The 22938-nt window shown below is 50.6% G+C and carries 18 protein-coding genes; 15 read left to right on the forward strand and 3 right to left on the reverse strand.

What is annotated here, in order from left to right:
* Positions 1-34: 34 nt before the first annotated feature.
* From recD2 to H8S80_RS13220, 3 genes are all read left to right on the forward strand, one after another.
* Positions 35-2260: an SF1B family DNA helicase RecD2 gene (gene recD2, locus H8S80_RS13210; protein ID WP_025530049.1), complete on the forward strand. Its 2226-nt coding sequence runs from the start codon at positions 35-37 to the stop codon at positions 2258-2260.
* Between the two features lie 354 nt (positions 2261-2614).
* The gene (locus H8S80_RS13215) at positions 2615-3340 is read left to right on the forward strand and encodes a ComF family protein (protein WP_117631318.1); all 726 of its coding nucleotides are present in this window, start codon (positions 2615-2617) and stop codon (positions 3338-3340) included.
* 48 nt (positions 3341-3388) lie between these two features.
* The gene (locus tag H8S80_RS13220; RefSeq protein ID WP_002601784.1) at positions 3389-3880 is read left to right on the forward strand and encodes a GNAT family N-acetyltransferase; all 492 of its coding nucleotides are present in this window, start codon (positions 3389-3391) and stop codon (positions 3878-3880) included.
* 85 nt (positions 3881-3965) lie between these two features.
* On the opposite strand, the gene H8S80_RS13225 is transcribed toward H8S80_RS13220, so the two are convergent.
* Positions 3966-4322 carry a winged helix-turn-helix transcriptional regulator gene (locus tag H8S80_RS13225; RefSeq protein ID WP_117631212.1) on the reverse strand — a complete coding sequence of 119 codons (357 nt, stop codon included), beginning with the start codon at positions 4320-4322 and terminating at the stop codon, positions 3966-3968.
* A gap of 121 nt (positions 4323-4443) precedes the next feature.
* Between H8S80_RS13225 and H8S80_RS13230 the strand changes: the two genes are divergently transcribed.
* The 5 genes from H8S80_RS13230 (at position 4444) to rfbD (ending at position 9335) form a co-directional block, all read left to right on the forward strand.
* On the forward strand, positions 4444-4974 hold the full coding sequence (locus H8S80_RS13230; RefSeq protein ID WP_002601773.1) for a nitroreductase family protein: 531 nt from the start codon (positions 4444-4446) through the stop codon (positions 4972-4974).
* Between the two features lie 326 nt (positions 4975-5300).
* Entirely contained in the window at positions 5301-6515 is a 1215-nt protein-coding gene (locus H8S80_RS13235; RefSeq protein WP_117631214.1) for a MerR family transcriptional regulator, read from the forward strand.
* Between the two features lie 23 nt (positions 6516-6538).
* Complete coding sequence (gene rfbA, locus H8S80_RS13240) at positions 6539-7423, forward strand: glucose-1-phosphate thymidylyltransferase RfbA (protein WP_002601771.1); 885 nt, start codon at positions 6539-6541, stop codon at positions 7421-7423.
* Between the two features lie 19 nt (positions 7424-7442).
* Positions 7443-8465: a dTDP-glucose 4,6-dehydratase gene (gene rfbB, locus H8S80_RS13245; protein ID WP_025530064.1), complete on the forward strand. Its 1023-nt coding sequence runs from the start codon at positions 7443-7445 to the stop codon at positions 8463-8465.
* Between the two features lie 27 nt (positions 8466-8492).
* Positions 8493-9335: a dTDP-4-dehydrorhamnose reductase gene (rfbD, locus tag H8S80_RS13250; RefSeq protein WP_002601769.1), complete on the forward strand. Its 843-nt coding sequence runs from the start codon at positions 8493-8495 to the stop codon at positions 9333-9335.
* A gap of 81 nt (positions 9336-9416) precedes the next feature.
* Here the strand turns inward: rfbD and H8S80_RS13255 are convergent, their stop codons facing one another.
* Positions 9417-11651, reverse strand: a complete 2235-nt coding sequence (locus H8S80_RS13255; protein ID WP_181987915.1) for a helix-turn-helix transcriptional regulator — start codon at positions 11649-11651, stop codon at positions 9417-9419.
* Between the two features lie 371 nt (positions 11652-12022).
* Here H8S80_RS13255 and H8S80_RS13260 point away from each other — a divergent pair, with 371 nt between their 5' ends.
* Genes H8S80_RS13260 through H8S80_RS13285 form a run of 6 tightly spaced genes read left to right on the forward strand, consistent with a single transcriptional unit; the run spans position 12023 to position 20114 of the window.
* Entirely contained in the window at positions 12023-12970 is a 948-nt protein-coding gene (locus tag H8S80_RS13260) for an ABC transporter permease (RefSeq protein ID WP_002601767.1), read from the forward strand.
* On the forward strand, positions 12970-13869 hold the full coding sequence (locus H8S80_RS13265; RefSeq protein WP_002601766.1) for a carbohydrate ABC transporter permease: 900 nt from the start codon (positions 12970-12972) through the stop codon (positions 13867-13869). The genes H8S80_RS13260 and H8S80_RS13265 overlap by 1 nt, the downstream gene beginning before the upstream one ends.
* A gap of 57 nt (positions 13870-13926) precedes the next feature.
* Positions 13927-15516: an extracellular solute-binding protein gene (locus H8S80_RS13270; protein ID WP_117631218.1), complete on the forward strand. Its 1590-nt coding sequence runs from the start codon at positions 13927-13929 to the stop codon at positions 15514-15516.
* Between the two features lie 12 nt (positions 15517-15528).
* Positions 15529-16992 carry a sulfatase family protein gene (locus tag H8S80_RS13275; protein WP_002601764.1) on the forward strand — a complete coding sequence of 488 codons (1464 nt, stop codon included), beginning with the start codon at positions 15529-15531 and terminating at the stop codon, positions 16990-16992.
* Positions 16993-17031: 39 nt separating this feature from the next.
* Complete coding sequence (locus H8S80_RS13280) at positions 17032-18444, forward strand: sulfatase (protein ID WP_117631220.1); 1413 nt, start codon at positions 17032-17034, stop codon at positions 18442-18444.
* Positions 18444-20114, forward strand: a complete 1671-nt coding sequence (locus H8S80_RS13285; RefSeq protein ID WP_117631221.1) for a DUF4091 domain-containing protein — start codon at positions 18444-18446, stop codon at positions 20112-20114. Before H8S80_RS13280 ends, H8S80_RS13285 begins: the two co-directional genes overlap by 1 nt.
* A 196-nt stretch (positions 20115-20310) precedes the next feature.
* Here H8S80_RS13285 and H8S80_RS13290 read toward each other — a convergent pair whose 3' ends face one another.
* Entirely contained in the window at positions 20311-21579 is a 1269-nt protein-coding gene (locus tag H8S80_RS13290) for an L-cysteine desulfidase family protein (protein ID WP_025530066.1), read from the reverse strand.
* Between the two features lie 332 nt (positions 21580-21911).
* On the opposite strand from H8S80_RS13290, the gene H8S80_RS13295 reads away from it, so the two are divergent.
* Positions 21912-22769, forward strand: coding sequence for a tyrosine-type recombinase/integrase (locus H8S80_RS13295; protein WP_002601760.1), 858 nt, complete (start codon positions 21912-21914; stop codon positions 22767-22769).
* Positions 22770-22938: the final 169 nt, after the last annotated feature.

The following is a 22938-nucleotide window of genomic DNA, read 5'->3' on the forward strand; positions in this document are numbered from 1 at the left end:
TGTATTTTTTCTATGACGACAAAGGGGGAAGACCATGGCGACGGTCTGCGGATTTGTAGAACGAATTAAATATCGCAATGAAGAAAATGGCTATACGGTCTTGAGCCTTACGGACGAAGGAGAGGAATACACTCTGGTCGGCAATTTCCATTATATCAGCGAGGGCGAGATGGTGGAAGCCACCGGCCCTATGACCGAGCATCCGGTCTATGGGGAACAGATGACGGTGGAAACCTACGAGATCAAGGCTCCCGAGGATACGGCGGCCATGGAGCGTTACCTGGGATCCGGCGCCGTAAAGGGAATCGGAGCCGCGCTGGCGGCCCGGATTGTCCGGCGTTTTAAGGCAGATACTTTCCGTATTATGGAGGAAGAACCGGAGCGATTATCCGAAGTGAAGGGGATCAGCGAGAAGATGGCCATGGCGATCTCCGAGCAGGTGGAAGAGAAGAAGGAGATGCGCCAGGCCATGATGTTCCTCCAGGAATACGGCATTTCCATGAGCCTGGCCGTGAAAATCTATCAGGAATATGGCCCCAGGCTTTATACGGTTATCAAAGAAAATCCATATCAGCTGGCGGACGATATCGCTGGCGTGGGCTTCAAGATGGCGGATGAGATTGCCAAGCGGGTGGGAATCTTCACAGATTCGGATTTCCGCATTAAATCCGGCGTTCTCTATACGCTTCTTCAGGCCACTGGCAACGGCCATACGTACTTACCGGAGACGGACCTCCTCTCCCAGGCATCGGAGCTCCTGCGGGTAGAACCGGAATCCATCGAAAAACACCTGATGGACATGCAGATCGACAAGCGTCTGGTGATCCGGGAGTCGGAGGGCGTCCGTGTTGTCTATGCCTCCCAGTATTACTACATGGAGATGGGCGTGGCGCGGATGCTCCACGATTTAAATATCAGGGGACGGGAGCCGGAAGAGAAGATCAGAAAGAAGCTGCTTCAGATTCAGAAGGAAGAGTCGATCGAGCTGGACGAAAAACAGGTGCAGGCTGTGGTGGAGGCAGTAAACAGCGGCCTTCTTATCATCACGGGCGGACCAGGAACTGGAAAGACGACGACGATCAACACCATTATCCGGTATTTTGAGAGTGAGGAGATGGAGATCCTTCTGGCAGCGCCGACAGGCCGGGCGGCGAAGCGGATGACCGAGGCCACCGGTTATGAGGCCAGAACCATACACCGGCTGCTGGAGATCTCCGGTATGCCGGGGGACGAGCGTTCCATCGGCATGCATTTCGAGAGAAATGAGGAGAATCCCCTGGACGCGGACGCCGTCATCATCGACGAGACTTCCATGGTGGATATCCATCTGATGCAGTCGCTGTTAAAGGCGGTCAATCCGGGAACCAGACTGATCCTGGTGGGGGACGTGAACCAGCTGCCCAGCGTCGGCCCCGGTAATGTGCTGAAGGACGTCATCGAGGCAGGCTGTTTTAACGTAGTTATGTTGACCAGAATCTTCCGGCAGGCGAGCCAGAGTGATATTGTCGTCAACGCCCATAAGATCAATGCAGGTGAGACGGTTCCCCTCGGAAAGAAGAGCAATGACTTCCTGTTTATCAAGCGTGATGACCCCAATATGATCATCAACGCCATGATTACCCTGGTACAGAAGAAGCTGCCGGGGTATGTGGGCGCAGACCCCTACGATATCCAGATCATGACTCCCATGCGGAAAGGCGCGCTGGGCGTGGAACGGCTTAACACCATCCTGCAGGAATACCTAAATCCGCCGGATAAGAGCAAGCTGGAGAAGGAGAGCGGTGGCGTGACCTTCCGTGTGGGCGACAAGGTCATGCAGATCAAGAACAATTACAACATCGAGTGGGAAGTCCGGAATAAATACGGGATCCCTGTGGACAAGGGAACCGGAATCTACAACGGGGATATCGGAATCATCCGTGAGATCAACTTATTTGCGGAGCTGGTTACCGTGGAGTTCGACGAGGGCCGTATGGTGGAATACAGCTTCAAACAGATGGAGGAACTGGAGCTGGCCTATGCCATCACCATCCACAAATCTCAGGGAAGCGAGTATCCCGCCGTGGTGATTCCCATTTTCAGCGGACCGAAGATGCTGATGACGCGGAACTTAATTTACACCGCGGTGACGCGGGCCAGGGCCTGTGTCTGTCTGGTGGGAGTGCCGGAGGTGTTCCAGGCCATGGTGGATAATGAGATGGAGCAGAGACGGTATTCGGGGCTTAGGGAGAGGATTTGTGAGATTTATCAGATGGAGTAGCGGATCTGATAGAAGGTTGGTAACGGAGCAGAAAGAGGAAGCAATACAGTTATATAGATTCTCTCTCTGTTCTGGTACTGGCTGGTACTTTTTTCTTTATTCGTGAGCTGACGGTAAGGTTGTATTCAATTTTTTTCTATATTATTTCTGTTGTGTGTCTGCGACATTTCTGCATTTCTATTCCCGTATATTTATCATTTAAATAAAGAGAGATCAATCAAAAAACACAGGATGATGGAGGAAAATACGATAGGAAAAATTCAATTTATAGAAAGAAAAATAACCACTAAGAGCAGTGACCCTGTACGAAGAAAAACATTTGCAGAGGTAATTTCCCCAGTAAATAATACGCATATTACAAACGCAAGCAGGATAAAACGGTTTTTAACCGACCTCCTTTTCCCCCGCCGCTGCCCTGTCTGCGGCGGCATTGTGCTGCCCAAAGGAGAGCTGATCTGTCCTGGCTGTGTGAAAAAGCTGTCTTTCGTGAAACAGCCCGTCTGCAAGAAATGCGGAAAGGAGATTACCAGTGCCGAGAGGGAGTACTGCCTGGACTGTACGAAGCACAAGCGGTCCTTTGATTACGGGAGGGCGCTGTTAAACTATAATGACACCGCGAAAAAGTCCATGGCGGATATTAAGTACAGAAACCGGCGGGAATATCTCGATTTTTACGCGGAGGCGGTCTGCCTTCGGTATGGGAAGCTTCTGATGCGGCTGGGAGCCGATGCGCTGGTGCCGGTGCCCGTCCATCCGTCCCGCAGGCGTCAGAGGGGCTTTAACCAGGCGGAGATTTTTGCCGACCGGATCGGAGAACGGCTGGGGATCCCGGTCTGTCCGGAGATGCTGGTGCGCAGGAAGAAGACCGCGCCTCAAAAGCAGCTGAATCCAAAGGAGCGGCTTCACAATCTCGAGGAGGCGTTTGCAGCGGGAGCGGTGCCGGAAGGGGGAACGCGGGTGATTCTGGTGGATGATATTTATACGACCGGAAGCACGATGGAGGCGTGCGCCAGGGCACTGTTGCGTGCGGGAGTGAAAAATGTCTATTTTATTGCGATTTGTATTGGACGGGGACAGTAAAATATTGTAATATTAGGAAAAGAAATAGTAACGCAGGAGGAAAAGTTTATGGAAATCAGAATTGCGCAGGAAGAAGACGTCCCATATCTTTTAGATATTTATAACTACGAGGTGCTGCACGGGGAAGCGACCTTCGATATCAACCCCAGGACGCTGTCGGAGCGGCTCGACTGGTATTATGCTCATAACATAAGTAATCATCCCTTAATCGTGGCGGTGGAGGACGGCCATGCGGTCGGTTATGCCTGCCTGTCCCCCTATCGTGTGAAGGAGGCCTATGCGGCTACCGTGGAACTGTCTGTCTACGTCCACAGGGATTACCGGAAGCGCGGAATTGCCAGGAAGCTGACTCTGCATATACTGAACCTGGCGAGGGAGGATGAGCGAATACATACCGTCGTTTCCGTGATCACCGGCGGAAATCAGGCCAGCATCCATCTGCACGAGGAGCTTGGATTTCTGCACTGCGGGACGATCAAAGAAGTGGGCGTGAAGTTTGGAAGGTATCTGGATATTGAGAATTACCAGATGATGGTGTAGGGAAGACAGCGGGATTGCTGTAAGAATTTTTCTGGAGGGGAAGCGTTGTTTCACATCCCCTTACTTTTCGATTCTTATAAATGATCTACAAATACGCCTCGCCCCATTTTGCCATCTCCACAAAAATGGGAATCAACGCCCTCCCTTTGTCGGTCAAGGAATACTCCACATGGGGAGGGATTTCGTTAAACTGTTCGCGGGTGACAATGCCTAATTCCTCCAAATCTCTTAATGTGGCGGTCAGCATGGTATTGGTGATTTTTGGAATCGCCTTTTTCAATTCGCCGAACCGGTACGATGGTTTCTGGCATAATTCATATAGAATCCGTGATCTCCATTTCCCGCTGAGAATTTCCAGCGTTCTGCGGACCGGACATGTATCCGGTGAGACTGTATCCGGCTTACCCTGTAAAGATGCTTCTGCTTTGATTTCCTGTTCCATATGGCAACCTCCTTGAAATGAAGTACGCTGAACCGTACCAGGTATGATAATTCTGCGTACTTGCTTAACTTTTTCGTACATAGTATGATTATCATATCATAAGCGAAGGAGGATTCATACTATGGATATGAAACAGACAATATTAACCAGACGGTCATGCAGAAGCTTTACAGGAGAGCAGATTACTGAAAGTGAGTGTACTGCCCTTTTGGAGGCGGCCAATGCGGCACCGGTTGCGAATGGAAACTATTCAGACGTTAAAATAAGCGTAATACAGGATCAGGAGCTTCTTGCGAAAATCGAGGCAGCGGTCTGCGCCGCGATGCCGGCAGTAGGAGCGCACCCGATCTATCATGCGCCAACAGCGATCCTGATCAGCGGCAGGAAGGGAGAAGGCCCCAATGCTGCCATTCCATACTGCAACGCCTCCTGTATTGTAGAGAACATTTTATTGGAAGCGACCGATCTGGGATTAGGTTCCATCTATTTATTTGCCGTTCCGGCCGTGATGCAGATGCTTCCTGAACTGTGTGAATTAGCGGGAGTTCCATCCGGATTTATGCCGATTGCAATGGCGGCTGTGGGAAAGGGAACCGATGGGCTGGCGGCCCGGGAGGCAGATCGAACAAAAATCGAAACGGTTCGTTTATAAGAAATGGTTTCAGCCGAGTTGGTATTGCTTTTTTCGTGGCTGTTATGGACGCGATAAAGGAATATCGGGCTGCTGCTATTAACTGCATCAGTTTTATAAGTCAGAAATATGGCTCCTTAGCGGAATATCTGAATCATTTTCCGGAAGGAGCCATTATTAATCTTTCTAATCTAAATTTCTCCGTCTATTTTGGAATACCGGCGGCTGTATTCCATTGTTAAAAATTCTAAAAAAATAAAAATTCTAAAAAACACTTGACCCTTCCCTTACGTCACCCTATATAATGGTATCATAAAGATCCCAGAACAAAGGCGGTGATGCAGAATATGCAAGGGTATTATACTTCCGGAGAGTTCGCAAAAAAGGCAAACGTATCAATCCGGACGATCCGTTATTACGACAAACAGGGCTTGCTGAAACCGGCGGGCATGAGCGAGGCCGGATACCGGCTGTACACGGATTCCGATTTTGCCAAGCTCCAGAAGATCCTTTCACTGAAATATCTAGGCTTCTCCTTAGACGAGATCCGCTCGATCACCATCAACGATGATGACAACGGCTATGTAGAGCAGTCCCTGGAGCTTCAGCTGGATTTGGTGAAGAAACGGATCGAGCATTTGAAACTGGTGGAGCAGACACTTTCGGAGACCTCGAAGCTGGTAAAGGACAATCCGGTCATTGACTGGAATAAAATCCTGCACTTAATCCATATTACCAATATGGAAAAGAGCCTGGTGGAGCAGTACAAGAATGCGGCCAATATCAACATCAGGATTGATCTTCACAAGAAATATGCGAAGAATCCCATCGGGTGGTTTCCGTGGCTGTACTCCCAGCTGGAGCTGAAGGACGGTGAAACAGTTTTGGAGACCGGATGCGGAAATGGAGAGCTGTGGAGAGAGAACCGGGATTTAATCCCGCCGGAAGCGGTGATCTGCCTGTCCGATGTCTCGGAGGGTATGATCCAGGATGCCAGAGAACATTTAAAAGGTGTGCCGGGCAGATTCTCCTATGAAGTCTTTGACTGCTGCAGGATTCCGAAGGCGGAGGAGAGCTTCGATAAGGTCTCGGCCAACCATGTGCTGTTCTATTTAAAGGACTTAGACGGTGCGCTGGAGGAAGTGCGGCGGGTTCTGAAGCCGGACGGGACATTTTTCTGCAGCACCTACGGCCGGGAACATATGAAGGAGATCAGCCAGCTGGTGAAGGAGTTTGATTCACGGATCGTGCTGTCGGAAGTGAACTTATACGACGTGTTTGGCCTGGAAAACGGCCGGGAGATTTTAAACCGCCATTTTGACCAGGTGGAAGAGATCCTGTATGAGGACCATTTGGAGGTCCGGGATGAGGGGCCGCTGATGGAGTATATTCTTTCCTGTCACGGTAACCAGCAGGAGTATTTGAGCGAGCGGTACGATGAATTCCGGGAATTTTTAAAAAAGAAGATCGAGAAAAAGGGGACGCTTTTTGTCACCAAGAGAGCCGGTATCTTTAAGTGCAGGAAGAAAATGAACGGAAGAACTAAACCTGAAAACAGATAAAATAAAATACGGAGGAACACACTATGAAGGGAATTATCCTCGCCGGAGGCTCCGGCACAAGACTTTACCCGCTGACCATGGTCACATCGAAGCAGCTTCTGCCGATCTACGACAAGCCGATGATCTACTATCCGCTGTCCGTTCTGATGAATGCGGGAATCAGAGATATTCTGATCATCTCCACACCCGATGACACCCCGCGGTTCGAGGCGCTCTTAGGCAGCGGAAGCCAGTTTGGAATCCATTTATCCTACGCGGTCCAGCCGTCACCGGATGGGCTGGCCCAGGCGTTTATCATCGGCGAGGAATTTATCGGGGACGATCATGTAGCCATGATTCTGGGCGACAACATCTTCGCGGGACACGGTCTGACCAAACGTCTTCTGGAGGCCGCCAACAAAAAAGAGGGCGCTACGGTGTTCGGATATTATGTGGACGATCCGGAACGGTTCGGCATCGTGGAATTCGATTCCAACGGAAAGGCCATATCCATCGAGGAGAAGCCGGAGCATCCGAAGAGCAACTACTGCGTGACCGGACTCTATTTCTACGACAATAAGGTCGTAGAGTATGCGAAAAATCTGCAGCCTTCCGCCCGCGGCGAGCTGGAAATCACCGATTTAAACCGGATCTATCTGGAAGAGGGCAGACTGGATGTGGAACTTCTCGGACAGGGCTTTACCTGGCTCGACACAGGAACCCACGAATCCCTGGCGGACGCCACCAACTTTGTCCGCACCATGGAGACCCATCAGCACAGGAAAGTGGCGTGTCTGGAAGAGATCGCGTATTTAAACCACTGGATCACCAGGGATCAGCTTTTAGAGGATATCGAACCACTTAAGAAGAATCAGTACGGCCATTATCTTATGGATGTTCTGGCCGGTAAATATATTGATATTAAGTAAAAACAGGAGGAAATCACATATGAAAATCATCGTTACAGGAGGCGCAGGCTTCATTGGAGGCAACTTCGTCCATCACATGGTAAACAAATACCCGGATTATGAGATCATCAACTTAGACTTATTAACGTACGCGGGCAACTTAGAGACTTTAAAGCCGGTAGAGGACAAGCCGAATTACAAGTTCGTAAAGGGTGATATTGCGGACCGCAAATTCATCTTCGACTTATTTGAAAAAGAGAAACCGGACGTGATCGTCAATTTCGCGGCGGAGAGCCATGTTGACCGCTCCATCACCGATCCGGAAAGCTTCGTCAGAACGAATGTTATGGGAACCACCACTCTCCTTGACGCCTGCCGTGAGTTTGGAATCAAGAGATACCATCAGGTATCCACCGACGAAGTGTACGGAGATCTTCCGTTAGACCGTCCGGACTTATTCTTCACGGAAGAGACCCCGCTCCACACCTCCAGCCCGTATTCGTCCTCCAAGGCGAGCGCCGATTTATTCGTGCTCTCTTACCACAGAACCTTCGGGACGCCGGTAACTATCTCGAGATGCTCCAACAACTACGGACCGTACCATTTCCCGGAGAAACTGATTCCGCTGATCATCAGCCGCGCGCTGGCGGATGAAGAGCTTCCGGTCTATGGAACAGGTGAAAATGTCCGTGACTGGCTCCATGTAGCCGACCACTGCACCGCAATCGACTTAATTATCCACGAGGGCAGGGAAGGCGAGATCTACAACGTAGGCGGCCACAATGAGAGAACGAACCTGGAAGTGGTAAAGACGATTTTAAAGGCATTGAACAAGCCGGAAAGCTTAATCAAGTACGTATCCGACCGTCCCGGCCATGACAGACGTTATGCCATCGATCCGAAAAAGCTGGAGACAGAGCTTGGATGGAAGCCGAAATACACATTTGATACAGGAATCGAACAGACCATTCAGTGGTATCTGGACAATGAAGACTGGTGGAAGCACATCATCAACGGAGAGTACCAGAACTACTTTGAGAATATGTACGGAGACCGTTTATAATTCGCAGAAAGCACACTGGAGGCATATATGAAAGTATTTGTAACAGGAGTAAAGGGCCAGCTGGGCCACGATGTGGTCGATGAGCTGGAAAAGAGAGGCCATGAGGCGATCGGCGTGGATATCGATGAGATGGACATTACGGATGCCGGGAGCGTAGACCGTGTGATCCGGGAAGCCAGTCCGGATGCGGTGATTCACTGTGCGGCCTATACGGCAGTGGACGCGGCGGAGGACAATTTGGAGCTTTGCAGACGCGTGAATGCATACGGCACGGAGAATATTGCCAGGGTCTGCCGGGAGCTGGACATCAAGATGATGTACATCAGCACGGACTACGTATTTAACGGCCAGGGCACCCGTCCATGGGAGCCTGACGATGAGAGAGAACCGTTAAATGTCTACGGCCTTACGAAGTACGAGGGTGAGCTGGCGATCGAGCAGAATCTCACCAAATACTTTACCGTGCGCATCGCCTGGGTGTTTGGCGTAAACGGCAAGAACTTCATAAAGACCATGCTGAATCTGGGAAAGACCCACGACAAACTCACCGTGGTATCCGACCAGATCGGTTCCCCCACCTACACCTACGATCTCGCCCGCCTTCTGGTGGATATGATTGAGACCGACAAGTACGGCCGCTACCATGCCACAAACGAGGGACTGTGCAGCTGGTGTGATTTTGCACGGGAGATATTTAAACAGGCAAACATGAATGTCGAGGTAATTCCGGTCACCTCCGCAGAGTATCCGGCAAAGGCAAAACGGCCGATGAACAGCCGCATGAGCAAGGATAAGCTGGAAGAAAACGGATTTGAGAGACTGCCATCCTGGCAGGATGCGCTGGAACGGTATCTGAAAGAAATCCAGTAACGAAGTACAGAAGCAGTACAAAGAAATAGGATTCTCCGCTGTTATATTCGGAGAACCCTATTTTTTGTTCCGCAGGAAGGATCAGCGGTCTTTTCTGTACTCGCTGGGAGTCATATAGTAAAATTTCTTGAAGAAACGTATGTAGCTTCTTACGTCGCTGTAGCCCACGGCTTCGCTGATCCAGCCGATGGTCTCCTCCGTATTCATCAGCAGGTCCAGGGACTTCTGGGTGCGGTAGTAGTTTAAATATTCCGACAGCGTCTTTCCGGTAGAGAGCTTAAACAGCTTCGTCAGATAGATGGAACTGACGCCCACGAAGCCGGCAATCTGCGGGATGGTGATGGGCTGCGAGTAATTCTGTTCGATATACTGGATCGCCTTCTGGATATAACCGTAGGATTCCGTGGAAATCTTGTTCTTTGCATCCAGCATCCCAAACAGGCAGTTGTAAAAATACTTATTGATTTCCTCGATGGAGGAGGCGTTTTCCAGCTTGCGCACAGAGGCGTTTATCTGGATGTCAGGAATGTCCCCGTTGATCTCCAGAAGAGAGGCGTAGATGGTGCTGACGGTGATGAGAGCCATCCGCCTGACCTCTTCCTGGTCCTCGCTCTCCAGATAGCGGTCGCGGAAGGCATCGGTCTGCTCCTTTAAGCCGGCGCCGTCTTTATCGATGATCGCCTGGGTGATGCGGGACAGCATATCCTGGTCAATGGAGGAGGTGAATTCATTCTGATAGCTGAGCAGAACGAAATCATCGGCATCCGCGGCCGTAAAGATGAAGTTACGCCGGGCCAGCTGCCATACCTGCCATGGGGCCGGTTCCGACTCGGAACAGATACCGATGGAGAACAGCGGGTAGACGCTGAGACTCTGCTTCATCCGCTTCTTCAGGGCGGTACACAGCTTCGACAGCTCCTTTCCCAGGGCGTCGGACAGTCCGGTATTCAGGATAATGCAGATACTTTTATTGTCAATATAGAGGCTGTAGGCAGTGCCCAGGGCGGAGAAGGCGTTGGTGGTATTGGTCCGGATGACCAGCTTCAGCTGTTCGCGCCTCGTATAGTCCTCCATCTCGTCGAGAGAGGGAAGAGAAATCAGGATAACGGCGTAAAACGGATAGGGAAATACCAGCCCGTGTTCCTCGTATTCCGGCGGAAGACTGGTGATATCCACGTAGTTATAGAGGATGCCTGACAGCAGCCGTTCGCGGACCAGCAGTTGGTTTTCATGCATGACGGTACCGATGTCGGACAGCTGCGCGTTCAGATTATCGAGAGCGGTGCTGATCAGCGAAAATTCATCCTCCCGGACTCCGGGAATCTCCGTGTAGGGATTGATCCCGATCTTCTTCATGATCGCATCCACCGGGCGCAGCATAATCATGCCGTAAATCATGGAAGCGGCGAAATCGGCCGCAGCCACGGCCAGATAGATGATAAACCACTGCAGGAGCGTGGCGCTTACTGCGGTAAAAAGGTCCATCCTGGACGCGTAAAAAGAACACCTGGCCCCGATCGTGGAGAAGGAGGAGAACGTGGAGGTGCCTGGCAGCAGAAGTTCCTCATTCTCAGAGACAGACAGCCCGTTGTCCCAGTTCTTCATGACGGTATTGGAGGAGGACCAGAGCAAATGGTCCTGAAAGGAAACCGTGGCCGTGTAAGGATTGTGGCCCGCGGCTTCTGCGGCGGCCTTCTGAAGCCGGTCGAGGGAATAGGATACCGTCACATAGCCCCGCCCCTGGGATTTATACAGGGGGAGCCGGCGCGCATAGGTTATCACGGGAACCGCCGGAGTGGGGGCGTAGTAACGCTTATAGGGGACATTAATCAGCCACATCTCCTCTCCCTTCATATTCTCAAGGGTGTCTATCAATTCTTTATTATAGAAATCACTGTAATCATACATCCCGCCGCTGGAGTCAAAGACTCTCTGGGAGCGGTTGAAAAAGAGGCAGATAGACTCATAGTGGTACAGGGTGGAGTAGGGCGTCACATCGTTGGTCATGCGTAAAAGCTGATCGAGTGTGGGCGCCTTCGATTCCAGAACCCGCTCGATGGAGGCCAGATTCCCCATAAATACCGCGCTGCTTTTCATGTTGGACAAATTATCCTGAACCGACAGCGCCACATAATTCGCTTTCATCTCCAGATTTTCATGAAGCTTCATCCGGTTCTGGAGCGTAATCACCACGCCGCCGATGATAAAGATTACAGTAGTGAATAGAAATGTAATATAGAAAAATGAACGGAAATGTCTGGATTTCAGAATGTTTTTCCATTTGCTGTCCCTGGTGTTTTTGTGCTTAATTCCCAATGGTCCCATCCTTTCCAATGATTAGTTGTATCCAATTATAACAAAAAATAGACAGATAGTCAAAAAGATTTGTGCGAAATGAGCGAAAAGGTTTCCGCATAATGGTAAAAATCAAAACACAAATTGGATATAATGTATAAAATCCATAGCAAAAAATAAACTTAATTGGTTAAAAAGCAGATGAATTTTTGCAATTTCCATTGAAAATAAGGTAAATATGACGGTTTGTGAAAAAATGAACGAAATAGGATTATTTTTTGTACTTATTTTAGTACAATAGTTTGCTATGCTTTAGTCACGAGAAATGTAAGTGATCTCACGTAAGCGGCCGAAGGATGTCCGCTAAATGCTCATAACGAGGAGGGAGAAGGTTGGGGAAAGCAGTCGTAAGCAAAAACAGAAAGGTGAGAAATGGACCCGGAATCAAAACTTATATATGGAAACACAAGTATCTGTATCTGATGCTGGTTCCGGCAATCGTCTATTACATCATCTTTTGCTATGTACCAATGTATGGGGTGACTATCGCATTTAAGGATTTTAACCCGATGAAAGGAATTATGAGGAGTTCCTGGGTCGGCTTTGAAACATTTCAAAAGCTGTTTTCCATGGAAAAGTTTTATTCGGTGTTCTGGAATACCATAAGGATCAGCCTGATCCGTCTGATATTCGGTTTCCCATTTCCGATTATTATCGCACTCATGTTAAATGAACTGCGCCACCTGCGGATGAAGAAAGTGATTCAGACGGCCATCTACATTCCCAACTTTATATCATGGGTAGTTCTTGGCGGTATCCTGACGAGTATTCTTTCCATGGATTCGGGAATTGTCAACGGAGTGATCAAGAGCCTCGGCTTTCAGCCGATCGGATTTTTGACGGATGAAAAGTTTTTCGTGCCGACCATGGTAGTGTCCATGATCTGGAAGACCTTCGGCTGGAATACCATCATCTATCTGGCCGCAATCACAGGCATCGACACCCAGCTCTATGAGGCGGCGACCGTGGATGGCGCCAACCGGTGGCAGAAGCTCGTACATATTACGGTCCCCTGTATTCGTTCCATCATCATTGTAATACTGATTACCCGTATCGGAAGTCTGATGCAGGCCGGATTCGAGCAGATCTTCGTTCTCTACCATCCGGGCGTCTACGGGACAGCGGATATTATCGACACGTACGTATACCGAATGGGCCTTCAGGATGGAAAATTCGAACTGGCCACGGCGGTCGGCCTGTTTAAATCCGTCATTAACTTTGGCCTGGTAGTGGCCGCCAATAAGATTGCAAGAATGTCCGGAGAGGAGGGAATTTACTGATGCTGAGATTGAAAAAACAAGAGGAAGGAAGCCATGTTAAGGTTTCCACCGGAAGCAAGGTCTTTGACGTCGTCAATGTGACGCTGCTGCTGCTGCTGGCTCTGACGACCTTTTATCCCTTCTGGGACTGTCTGGTGGTGTCATTTTCCTCACTGAAAAGCTATCTTGCAACGAGTATCCATCTGTGGCCTTCCGAATGGTCACTTGACGGCTACGCCTACATGGTGAAGAATATAGAACTGTGGACCTCCTACGCCAACAGCCTCTTCATAACGGTCGTAGGTACCCTGATCAATATGACGATCACGACGATGGCGGCCTATGTGCTGTCAAAGAAGGATTTAAAGGGACAGCGGTTCTTCATGTTCCTGGCGGTGTTTACCATGATGTTCTCAGGCGGTATTATTCCGACCTATATCGTGGTTAAGGACCTTCATCTTATGAATTCTCTGTGGTCCATGATCCTTCCGTCGGCGATCAATACCTACAATCTGATTATTTTACGCAATTTCTTCATGGATTTACCGCTGGAGCTGGAAGAGGCGGCACTGCTGGACGGCTGTACGGAAATTGGAGTCCTGTTCCGCATCATGCTTCCTATCTCCAAGCCGGCGCTGACGACCGTTACGCTCTTTTATGCGGTGGATCACTGGAATGACTTTTTCTCGGCGATCATGTATATCAACAGCAAACAGGCGTGGCCGCTGCAGCTGTTCCTGCGTTCCATGCTGTTTCAGAACGATGCAGCGTATTCCAGCGGAGGCGAGAGCCTGTTCCTGCTGGGGCAGCCGATGAAGATGGCTGCGGTTATGATGGCGATTATTCCGATCATGTGCGCCTACCCATTCTTCCAGAAATATTTTACAACAGGAATGACGGCGGGGGCGGTCAAGGGTTAAGCGTATCTGAATTCTAAGAAATCAGCAATTACTATATAAAGAAAGAGAGGATATGAAATGAAAAAAAGACAGGTAATGAGTTTGGTATTGGCAGGGATTATGGCAGCTTCCTTAACTGCCTGCGGCGGGGGCGCAGCGGCCAATAACAAGGAAACAAAGGCGGAATCAGGCCAGACAGAGTCAGGGAAGACAGAATCTGCAAAGACGGAAGCTTCGTCCAAGTCCGAGGATCGGGTAAAGCTCCGCTGGCTGACGACGGGCGACGCGGCGGCAAAAGCGATCAAACCGGATGACCGGATTATAGCGGCCATTAATGAAAAGCTGGGAATCGATCTGACAGTCGAGATCGTACCGGAGGCAAATACGGAAAAGGTCAATGTAGCCATGGCTTCCGGGGACTTTCCCGATGTGGTGACAGGAGGCTATGGAACCAGCGCCACACAGCAGTGGATTGACGACGGCATGGTTATTCCCCTCAATGATTACTTTGATACAATGCCGAATATAAAAAAGTGGCTGGACGACGACTACCAGTGGTCAGCTATCGATGGGAAGTATTACGGACTGCCGTTTATTACCCAGTACAACGCGGCAAATGCCCTGATCATATTCAGACAGGACTGGCTGGATAAACTGGGACTCAAATATCCGGAAACACTGGATGATATGAAAAATGTGCTGATTGCATTTACAAACAATGACCCGGATGGGAACGGAAAGAACGATACATACGGATATACGGCTGAAAAACCGAGCAGTTCAAGCGGAGTCACGCCTTTTGACTGGGTATTTTTTGCCTACGGCCTTCCGTATGCGGACTATTCCCTGAATGAGAATGGTGAAATTATTCCATTCTTTGAGGATTCGTCTTTTATCCCGGCCATGCATTATATCAAGGATTTATGGGATATAAAGGTAGTTGATCCGGAACTGATGCTTAACGATCAGCCGAAAAAGGAAGAGAAATTCTATCAGGGTAAAAGCGGCGCCATGCTTGGGCCTCTGTTCCGCCATGTTACAAGACATGAAAACAGCGTAAAAGAACTGTACCCGGAGGCTTCCATTTCTTACGGACTTCCGCCTGCAGGACCGGATGGAGCAAGAGGACTGAACAAACAGGGAAAAGGCGGTATGATGACCTGTATCACCACAGCGTGCAAGAACCCGGATAAGGCGGCTGCATTTGTCGATTTCATGGTTTCCAAGGAAGGCAATGACTTACTGAGACTTGGTATTGAAGGAATCCACTATACAAAGGACGGAGACACCATCACCTTTAACGAAGAAGAACGTGCAAAAGACGCATTTGCAGATGACGGCTGGGCGCATGCGCTGGCCTGGGGCTCCTTCTACTGGCCGCTGGAGAGCGGATATATCCCGGCAACCGATCCCAACAGAGAACGCGCACTGGAGACCGTGGAGTTAGCCTCCGAGTGCCAGATGCCGAATTTAATCAAACAGAAGACCCCGGCGGAAATTGAAAATGGATCCGCAGTGAATGACGTATTTATCCAGTACTTCTCCGATATGCTTCAGGGAAAGATATCCATCGAGGATGGCGTGGTATCTCTTGGGAAAGAGTGGAGAAACCAGGGCGGCGATGAGATCTTAAAAGAAGCCAATGAGATCTACAAGTCAGAAAAATAGGTGGAATAATCGATGAGAAAGAAACCAAATATACTCTTCATACTTACAGATGATCAGGGGGCCTGGGCAATGCATTGCTCGGGCACCCCCGAGCTTTATACCCCGAATCTGGACAGAATCGCCGCTTCGGGGATGCGCTTCGACAACTTCTTCTGCGCCTCGCCGGTCTGCTCGCCGGCCCGTGCGTCACTCCTCACCGGAAAGATTCCGTCGGGCCACGGTGTCCTGGACTGGATCCGGAGCGGAAGTGTGGACGCGGAAAAATTTGCCGCCCAGGGAAAAGAGAATCCCTACGCGGACGGCTACAAAAATGAACGGAAGCCCATCGCCTATTTAGACGGGCAGACCGCCTATACGGACATCCTGGCGGAGGACGGATATCACTGTGCCCTGGCGGGCAAATGGCATCTGGGGGACAGCGTGACGCCCCAGCATGGATTTGAGAAATGGTACACCATCGGTCTGGGAGGCTGCTGTTATTACCATCCGGACATTGTGGATCACGGGGAGATCACGGTGGAGCACGGCAAATACGTGACGGAGCTCTTCGCCGATAAGGCTCTGGACTATTTAGATGAGCTGGCAAAGGAGGAGGAACCGTTCTACCTGGCTGTGAACTTCACGGCGCCTCACGCCCCATGGGGAAAGGAGCACCATCCGGCCAAATGGATCGACTTCTATGAGGACTGTGATTTTGCCTCCATTCCGGATATTCCGGACCATCCCGATTTGCTGACCGGGCCGGTCTACGGTACGGAAAAGAGGAAGGAAAATCTGCGGGGCTATTTTGCGGCGGTCAGCGCCATGGATGAGCAGGTGGGAAGACTTTTAGACGCCCTGGAAGAGAAGCATTTGACAGAGGATACCATCGTGATTTTCTCTGCGGATAACGGCATGAGCATGGGGCAGCACGGAATCTGGGGAAAGGGAAACGGAACCTTTCCTATGAATATGTACGATTCGGCAGTCAAAGTGCCGTTTCTTATATCCTGGCCTTGCCATATCGCTCCGGGAAGTGTATGCTGTGAGATAGTGAGTGCGTATGATTTGTTCCCCACACTGCTGGAACTGACCGGCCTGTCTGACCGGTTCCCGGAAGGCCTTCCGGGGAAGAGCTTTTCCAGCCTGCTTACCGGCGGGGAACAGGAGCGGACGGGAGAGATCGTCGTGTTTGACGAATATGGCCCGGTGCGGATGATTCGGAACAGAGAATGGAAGTATATCCACAGATACCCCTATGGAACGCACGAACTCTATCACCTGACCGACGACCCGGGAGAGACAGAAAACCTCTTTGGGCTTCCAGAGTATGAAGCAAAGGTTCTGGAGCTGAAGAAGCAGATGGAAACGTGGTTTCTCAAGTATGCGGATCCTGCGATCGACGGGGTAAGGGAAGGTGTGACAGGATCGGGACAGCTTTGCAGACCCGGCCTTTACGCTGTACGCACAGATGTATATGGCCCGGTGGGGACGTAAAGCCAGTGCAGCACCGCATGAAAACGGAGGAGAGAAATCATGGCAGTACAACCGAATTTCTTATTTATCTTTATGGACGATATGGGCTGGAGGGATCTGGCCTGTACCGGCAGTACCTTTTATGAGACGCCCAACATTGACCGGCTTTGCAGACAGGGGATGGTATTTGCCAATTCCTACGCGTCCTGCCCGGTCTGCTCTCCGTCGAGAGCCAGCTATTTAACCGGACAGTATCCGGCCAGGCTGGGTGTGACGGACTGGATCGATATGGAAGGAACCTCTCACCCCTTGAGGGGAAAACTCATTGATGCCCCGTATATCAAGCATCTGCCGGAGGGGGAGTATACAATCGCCCAGGCGCTAAAGGATGCGGGATACGATACGTGGCATGTGGGGAAATGGCATCTGGGAGGAAGAGAATACTACCCGGACCATTTCGGATTTGATGTCAATATAGGCGGCTGTTCCTGGGGCCATCCCCACGAAGGATATTTCAGCCCCTATGGGATCGAGACGCTTCCCGAAGGGCCGGAAGGGGAATATCTGACAGACCGGATCACGGACGAGGCGGTCCGCCTGCTGAAAGAGCGGAAGGCGGGCGGAAGCAGGAAGCCATTTTACATGAATTTATGCCATTACGCGGTACATACACCGATACAGGTGAAGGATGAGGACCGGGAGCGCTTCGAGAAGAAGGCGAGAGAGCAGGGGCTCGATCAGGAGACGGCCCTGGTGGAAGGAGAATTCCACCATACCGAGGATAAGAAGGGACGGCGCGTGGTCAGAAGAGTGATTCAGTCGGATCCGTCCTACGCGGGAATGATCTGGAATCTGGATCAGAATATCGGACGGCTGCTGGAGGCGCTTTCTGAGTGCGGAGAAGAGGAGAATACCGTGGTGGTATTCACTTCTGATAACGGCGGACTCGCCACAAGCGAAGGCTCGCCCACCTGCAATCTGCCCGCTTCGGAAGGAAAGGGCTGGGTCTATGAGGGCGGAACCAGGGTTCCGCTGATCGTTAAGTATCCGGGCCACGTGGCTCCGGGGAGCCGGTGTGACGTGCCTGTTACGACCCCGGATTTCTATCCCACATTCCTGGAACTGGCCGGCGTAACGCAAAAAGCAGGGATTCCCATCGACGGAAGAAGCATTGTTCCTCTGCTGGCCGGTAATCACATGCCGGAAAGGCCTGTCTTCTGGCACTACCCACACTATGGAAACCAGGGAGGGACTCCTGCCGCTTCCGTTGTTCTGGGAGACTACAAGTATATTGAGTTTTTCGAAGATGGACGCGGAGAACTTTACGACCTGAAAGCGGACTTCAGTGAGACGAACAATATTTGTGAAAACATGCCTGAGATGGCTGCGCGGCTCCGGATGCTCCTGCATGGATGGCAGCGGGAGGTATGCGCCCGTTTCCCGGAAGTAAATGAGGCGTATGGGGAGGTATGATGAAAGATAACAGAGAATACCAGATAAAACTGATGAGCGCACTGGCGAAGGTATTTCCCGGACAGGAGCCGGAAGAGGACCCGTGCTGTACCGGATTTACGATGCTCCGCGGGGAGACGTTCAGCTTCGTGGCCGCGTATACCTGCGGCGGCGGAAATGGCGGCCGGGGAAATTTCGATGCGGTGGTGCGGGTGGAATCACCGGCTGCGGAATACTGCCGTATCCGGGAGATCATCCCGGTTCCATCCCTACGCCCGGTAAACAGCTGTGCGGACAGCAATTATCTGCGCACACAGCCGGGAATGTATCCGGATCTGCTGACTGAGCCGGCGGGAGGGCGCATTACCTTCACACCGGGCCAGTTTAAGAGCCTGTGGATTGATGTGGAGATTCCGGAGAACGGACCGCATGGGGAAATTCCTGTGGCTGTGGTATTTGCTTCGCCGGAGGGAGAGGAGCTGTGCAGGAGAGAGACCTCCATACAGGTGTACCGGACCGTACTCGGTCCCCAGAGACTCCTGCGCACGGAATGGTTCCACGGAGACTGTCTTGCCGACTATTACCAGGTGCCTGTCTTTTCCGAGGAGCATTGGAGGATCATGGAGAATTTCATATCGGCGGCTGCGGCCAGGGGCTGTAATATGATCCTGACGCCGCAGTTCACCCCGCCTCTCGACACGGCGCCCGGCGGAGAGCGGACCACGATTCAGCTGGTGGGAGTAAAGGTGCTTCCCGGGGGCGGCTATGAATTCGATTTTTCCAGGCTGGAGCGCTGGGCTGCCATGTGCTTATCCTGCGGCATGACCTGTTTTGAAATGTCCCATCTCTTTACCCAGTGGGGAGCCGGTCATCCTCCGAAGATCATGGCCGAGGAGAACGGGAAGGAAATAAAGCTGTTCGGCTGGGATGATCCGGCCGTGGGCGGACGCTACACCACATTCCTGGAGGCCTATCTTCCCAGGCTGACGGAAAAGCTGCGGGAATTAGGCATTGCCGGGATAACCAGATTTCACATTTCCGATGAACCGGAGCCGCAGCATCTCTTATCCTATAAGCAGGCGAGAGAATCCGTGGCGCCGTATCTGAAGGATTTTGTCATCATGGACGCCATCTCCAGCATCGCGGTCTGCAGGGAGGGAGAAATCGACTGCCCGGTGTGCTCCAATGACCATATGGAACCATTTCTGGAAGCAGGCGTTACGCCTCTGTGGAGCTATTACTGTACAGCCCAGGATTATCTGGTCAGCAACCGCTTCATGGCCATGCCGTCCGCCAGATGCCGTATCTATGGCGCGCAGGTCTTTAAATACGGCATGGAGGGAATTCTTCACTGGGGATACAATTTTTATAATTCCCAGTACTCATTAAAGACCCTGGATCCCTACCGGTCCACGGATGCCGACGGCGCATTTCCATCCGGTGATTCATTCCTGGTGTATCCGGGAGCGGACGGAAAACCGGAGGAATCCATACGCATGATGGTCCTGTGCCATACGATGCAGGACGTGAGGGCCATGGAGCAGCTGGCCGATAAGAAGGGGAGAGAGTACGTCGTTGATATGCTGGAGGAGGATTTGGGAGAGCCGATCACCTTTAAGCGGTATCCGAAGTCGGATTACTGGATTCTCCAGATGAGAAACCGGATTAACCGGAAATTGGATGAAGATTAGTGTGTTTTTGTTTGTGTGTTTGTTTCAATCCACATTCTGAGTCCAGAATACAATACCCAGAATGACATGGCAGTGGGGGATATATGCCCGCCGCTGCCGCTGAACTTGTTTTTGCGATTCATCTCCCAGCCTCTACAGGTGGAGATGAATCGCTTATTTTGTTAAATTTCATTGCAAAGAATCATACTGCGAGATACTACTGCAGCATAATCTTAATAATCTCTTTATCGGTCTGTTTCATGCCTTCTTTTCCAATGTATCCCACACAGCTGATCGTCTCGCCGGCGTCCTCCTGGAGAATGCCGCTGTCTGCCTGGTAGGCCCTGCCGTTCATGGCAAGATAGTGGGCCATCATGGCGGCATCCAGGCTTGTGGCGATCTTGGCGGCACAGGAGATCTTCGCACCGTCGCAGATGATGCCCGGGATATTGGCTAAGACATTCCCGATGGTATTCTTAATCTGTTCCAGAGTTCCGCCCACCAGATAGGTGATGGCGGCTCCCGATGCGCAGGAAGCGGATACGGCGCCGCAGAAGGCAGACAGCTTGCCGATAAATTCCTTCTGGTAGATGGTCAGCAGGCTGGAAAATGCGAGAGCCCGGTATAGACGTTCCTGGCAGATATTATTCTCCCTTGCATAGACGATGACAGGTACAGAGGAGGCGATTCCCTGGTTTCCGCTGCCGGAGTTGATCATGACCGGCATGTCACAGCCGCCCATTCGAGCCTCCGATCCGGCGGCCGCGTAGGCCTTCATGCGGACAGCCACGCCATCCGGGTACGATTCCTTGATGATCTTTCCGATACCGAGTCCGTAGCTTCCGGCCATTCCCTCATAGGCAATGTTCATATTATGAATGATGACCCGGTCCAGCAGCTCGTGGATATCCTTAAGCGGTACCTGGTCTGCAAAATCCTTAATATTATCCACGGAGAGCAGACTGCGGTCCGCCAGACTGCATCCGCCTTCCTTATGGTCTGAACTGAAAATCACTTCTTCGTCTTTCGTAATCTTCGTGATGTTGGTGTGGTCATACCGGATCTCCAGCGTTACAACGGAAGCGTCCTTATGCAGCTCCAGGATGATGTGCAGCGGAATCTCAGAATCCAGATATTCCACGGTACAGACTCCGTCTCTCAGCATAGCGGCCGCCGTCTTCCGGTCCTCATCTGTCAGATCTTCTAAAACTTCCATACATTTGGAGGCATTGCCTCCGACAATTCCCAGCATGACGCCGGCTTCGATGCCGACCATACTCTCTGAGTTGGGAATCGTGACACAGCGGACATTTTTAATCATGTTGCCGCTGCAGTAAGCGATGACTCTGTCGGGCAGGCAGCCCAGCACCTCTCTAGCCCTGGCTCCGGCGTAGGCCAGTGCGATGGGCTCGGTGCATCCCATGGCGGGGATCAGTTCTTCAGCCAGTATCTTCAGGAATTCATCATGTATTCTCTCGTTCATCATGAGTATCTTCACCTTTCCATTCATATTGTAAGCAGGTAAATCAGCATGAAGCCCGAACAGGTATGGAAATTCCTTGTGGCTGCTGCGCTGAATTAGGATGTTTAATAATAAAAATTTATCAAATTCCGAGTGGAAAGTCAATGGTTTTGGGGATATTGCATCGTTTCCATCCACGGTTTGAGTTTCGGGCGACATATCAGCCGGTATGATTATGTTCACATTTTTACAGGAAATGGATGAAACACTTTTTTTCTGATCTCCTAACAGATAATATTTTCTTTGGTATCGGTAATAATAGTGCATAAAACGTAAAATTGAAAAGGAGAAGACAGATGGAGACAGAAATGAATGCAGATATGATGTTGGAAGAGTATCGAAGGTATCTCATCTACAATGAGAAAAGTAAGTCGACAGTCAGTAAGTATGTACGGGATGCTGGCAAATTTCTGGATTTTTTGCAAACCTGTGGGGGAACGGGAGACAAGATAACGAAAGAAAACGCCATGCACTACAAAACAGAACTAATAGGAAGCTATAAGCCTTCCAGTGTGAATTCCTTTTTAACCGCGCTGAACAGCTTCCTTACATTTTACGAAAGGCAGGAATGCCGTGTCAGGCTACTGAAGATCCAGAAACGCGTATTTACCGATCAGAACAGAGAGCTGACCAGAGAGGAATACATTCGACTGGTTGAAGCGGCCCAGAGTGAGAAGAAAGATCGGCTGGCCCTGGTTATGGAGACGATCTGCGGGACCGGAATTCGCATCAGCGAACTGCGCAATATAACGGCAGAATCCCTGCAGAGGGGGTATGCGAGCGTCTCGTGCAAAGGAAAGGAGCGGATTATCCTGATTCCTCTAAAGCTGAAGGACAAACTAAAAGACTACTGTATCAATAACGACATCCAGTCGGGAAGCATCTTTATAACCCGGACAGGCAAACCGATCGACCGCAGCAATGTCTGGACTGAAATGAACAAAATATGTGAGCGAGCGGGGATTTCCCATGAAAAAGTATTTCCCCATAATATGCGTCATCTGTTTGCAAGGACGTATTATGGAAAACAGAAAGATATTGTGCATCTGGCCGATATTTTGGGGCACAGCAGCATCGAAACAACCAGGATTTATACCATGACGAGCAGTTGGGAATATGAAAGACAATTGAATGAAATGGGTCTAATAATATAAAAACACAACATAATACACATTATGTTGTGACAATTATACAACTCTTAGATTTTTATGTCAAGGATTTTAGTACGGTAAACTACATATTACACAATATGTAGTAAAAAAGGCCTGCGCTATCATGTATTTGCGGCTTTTTTCCGTATTTGGAATAAATGCCGCTGTCCGA

This window comes from Hungatella sp. L36 (assembly GCF_014288035.1).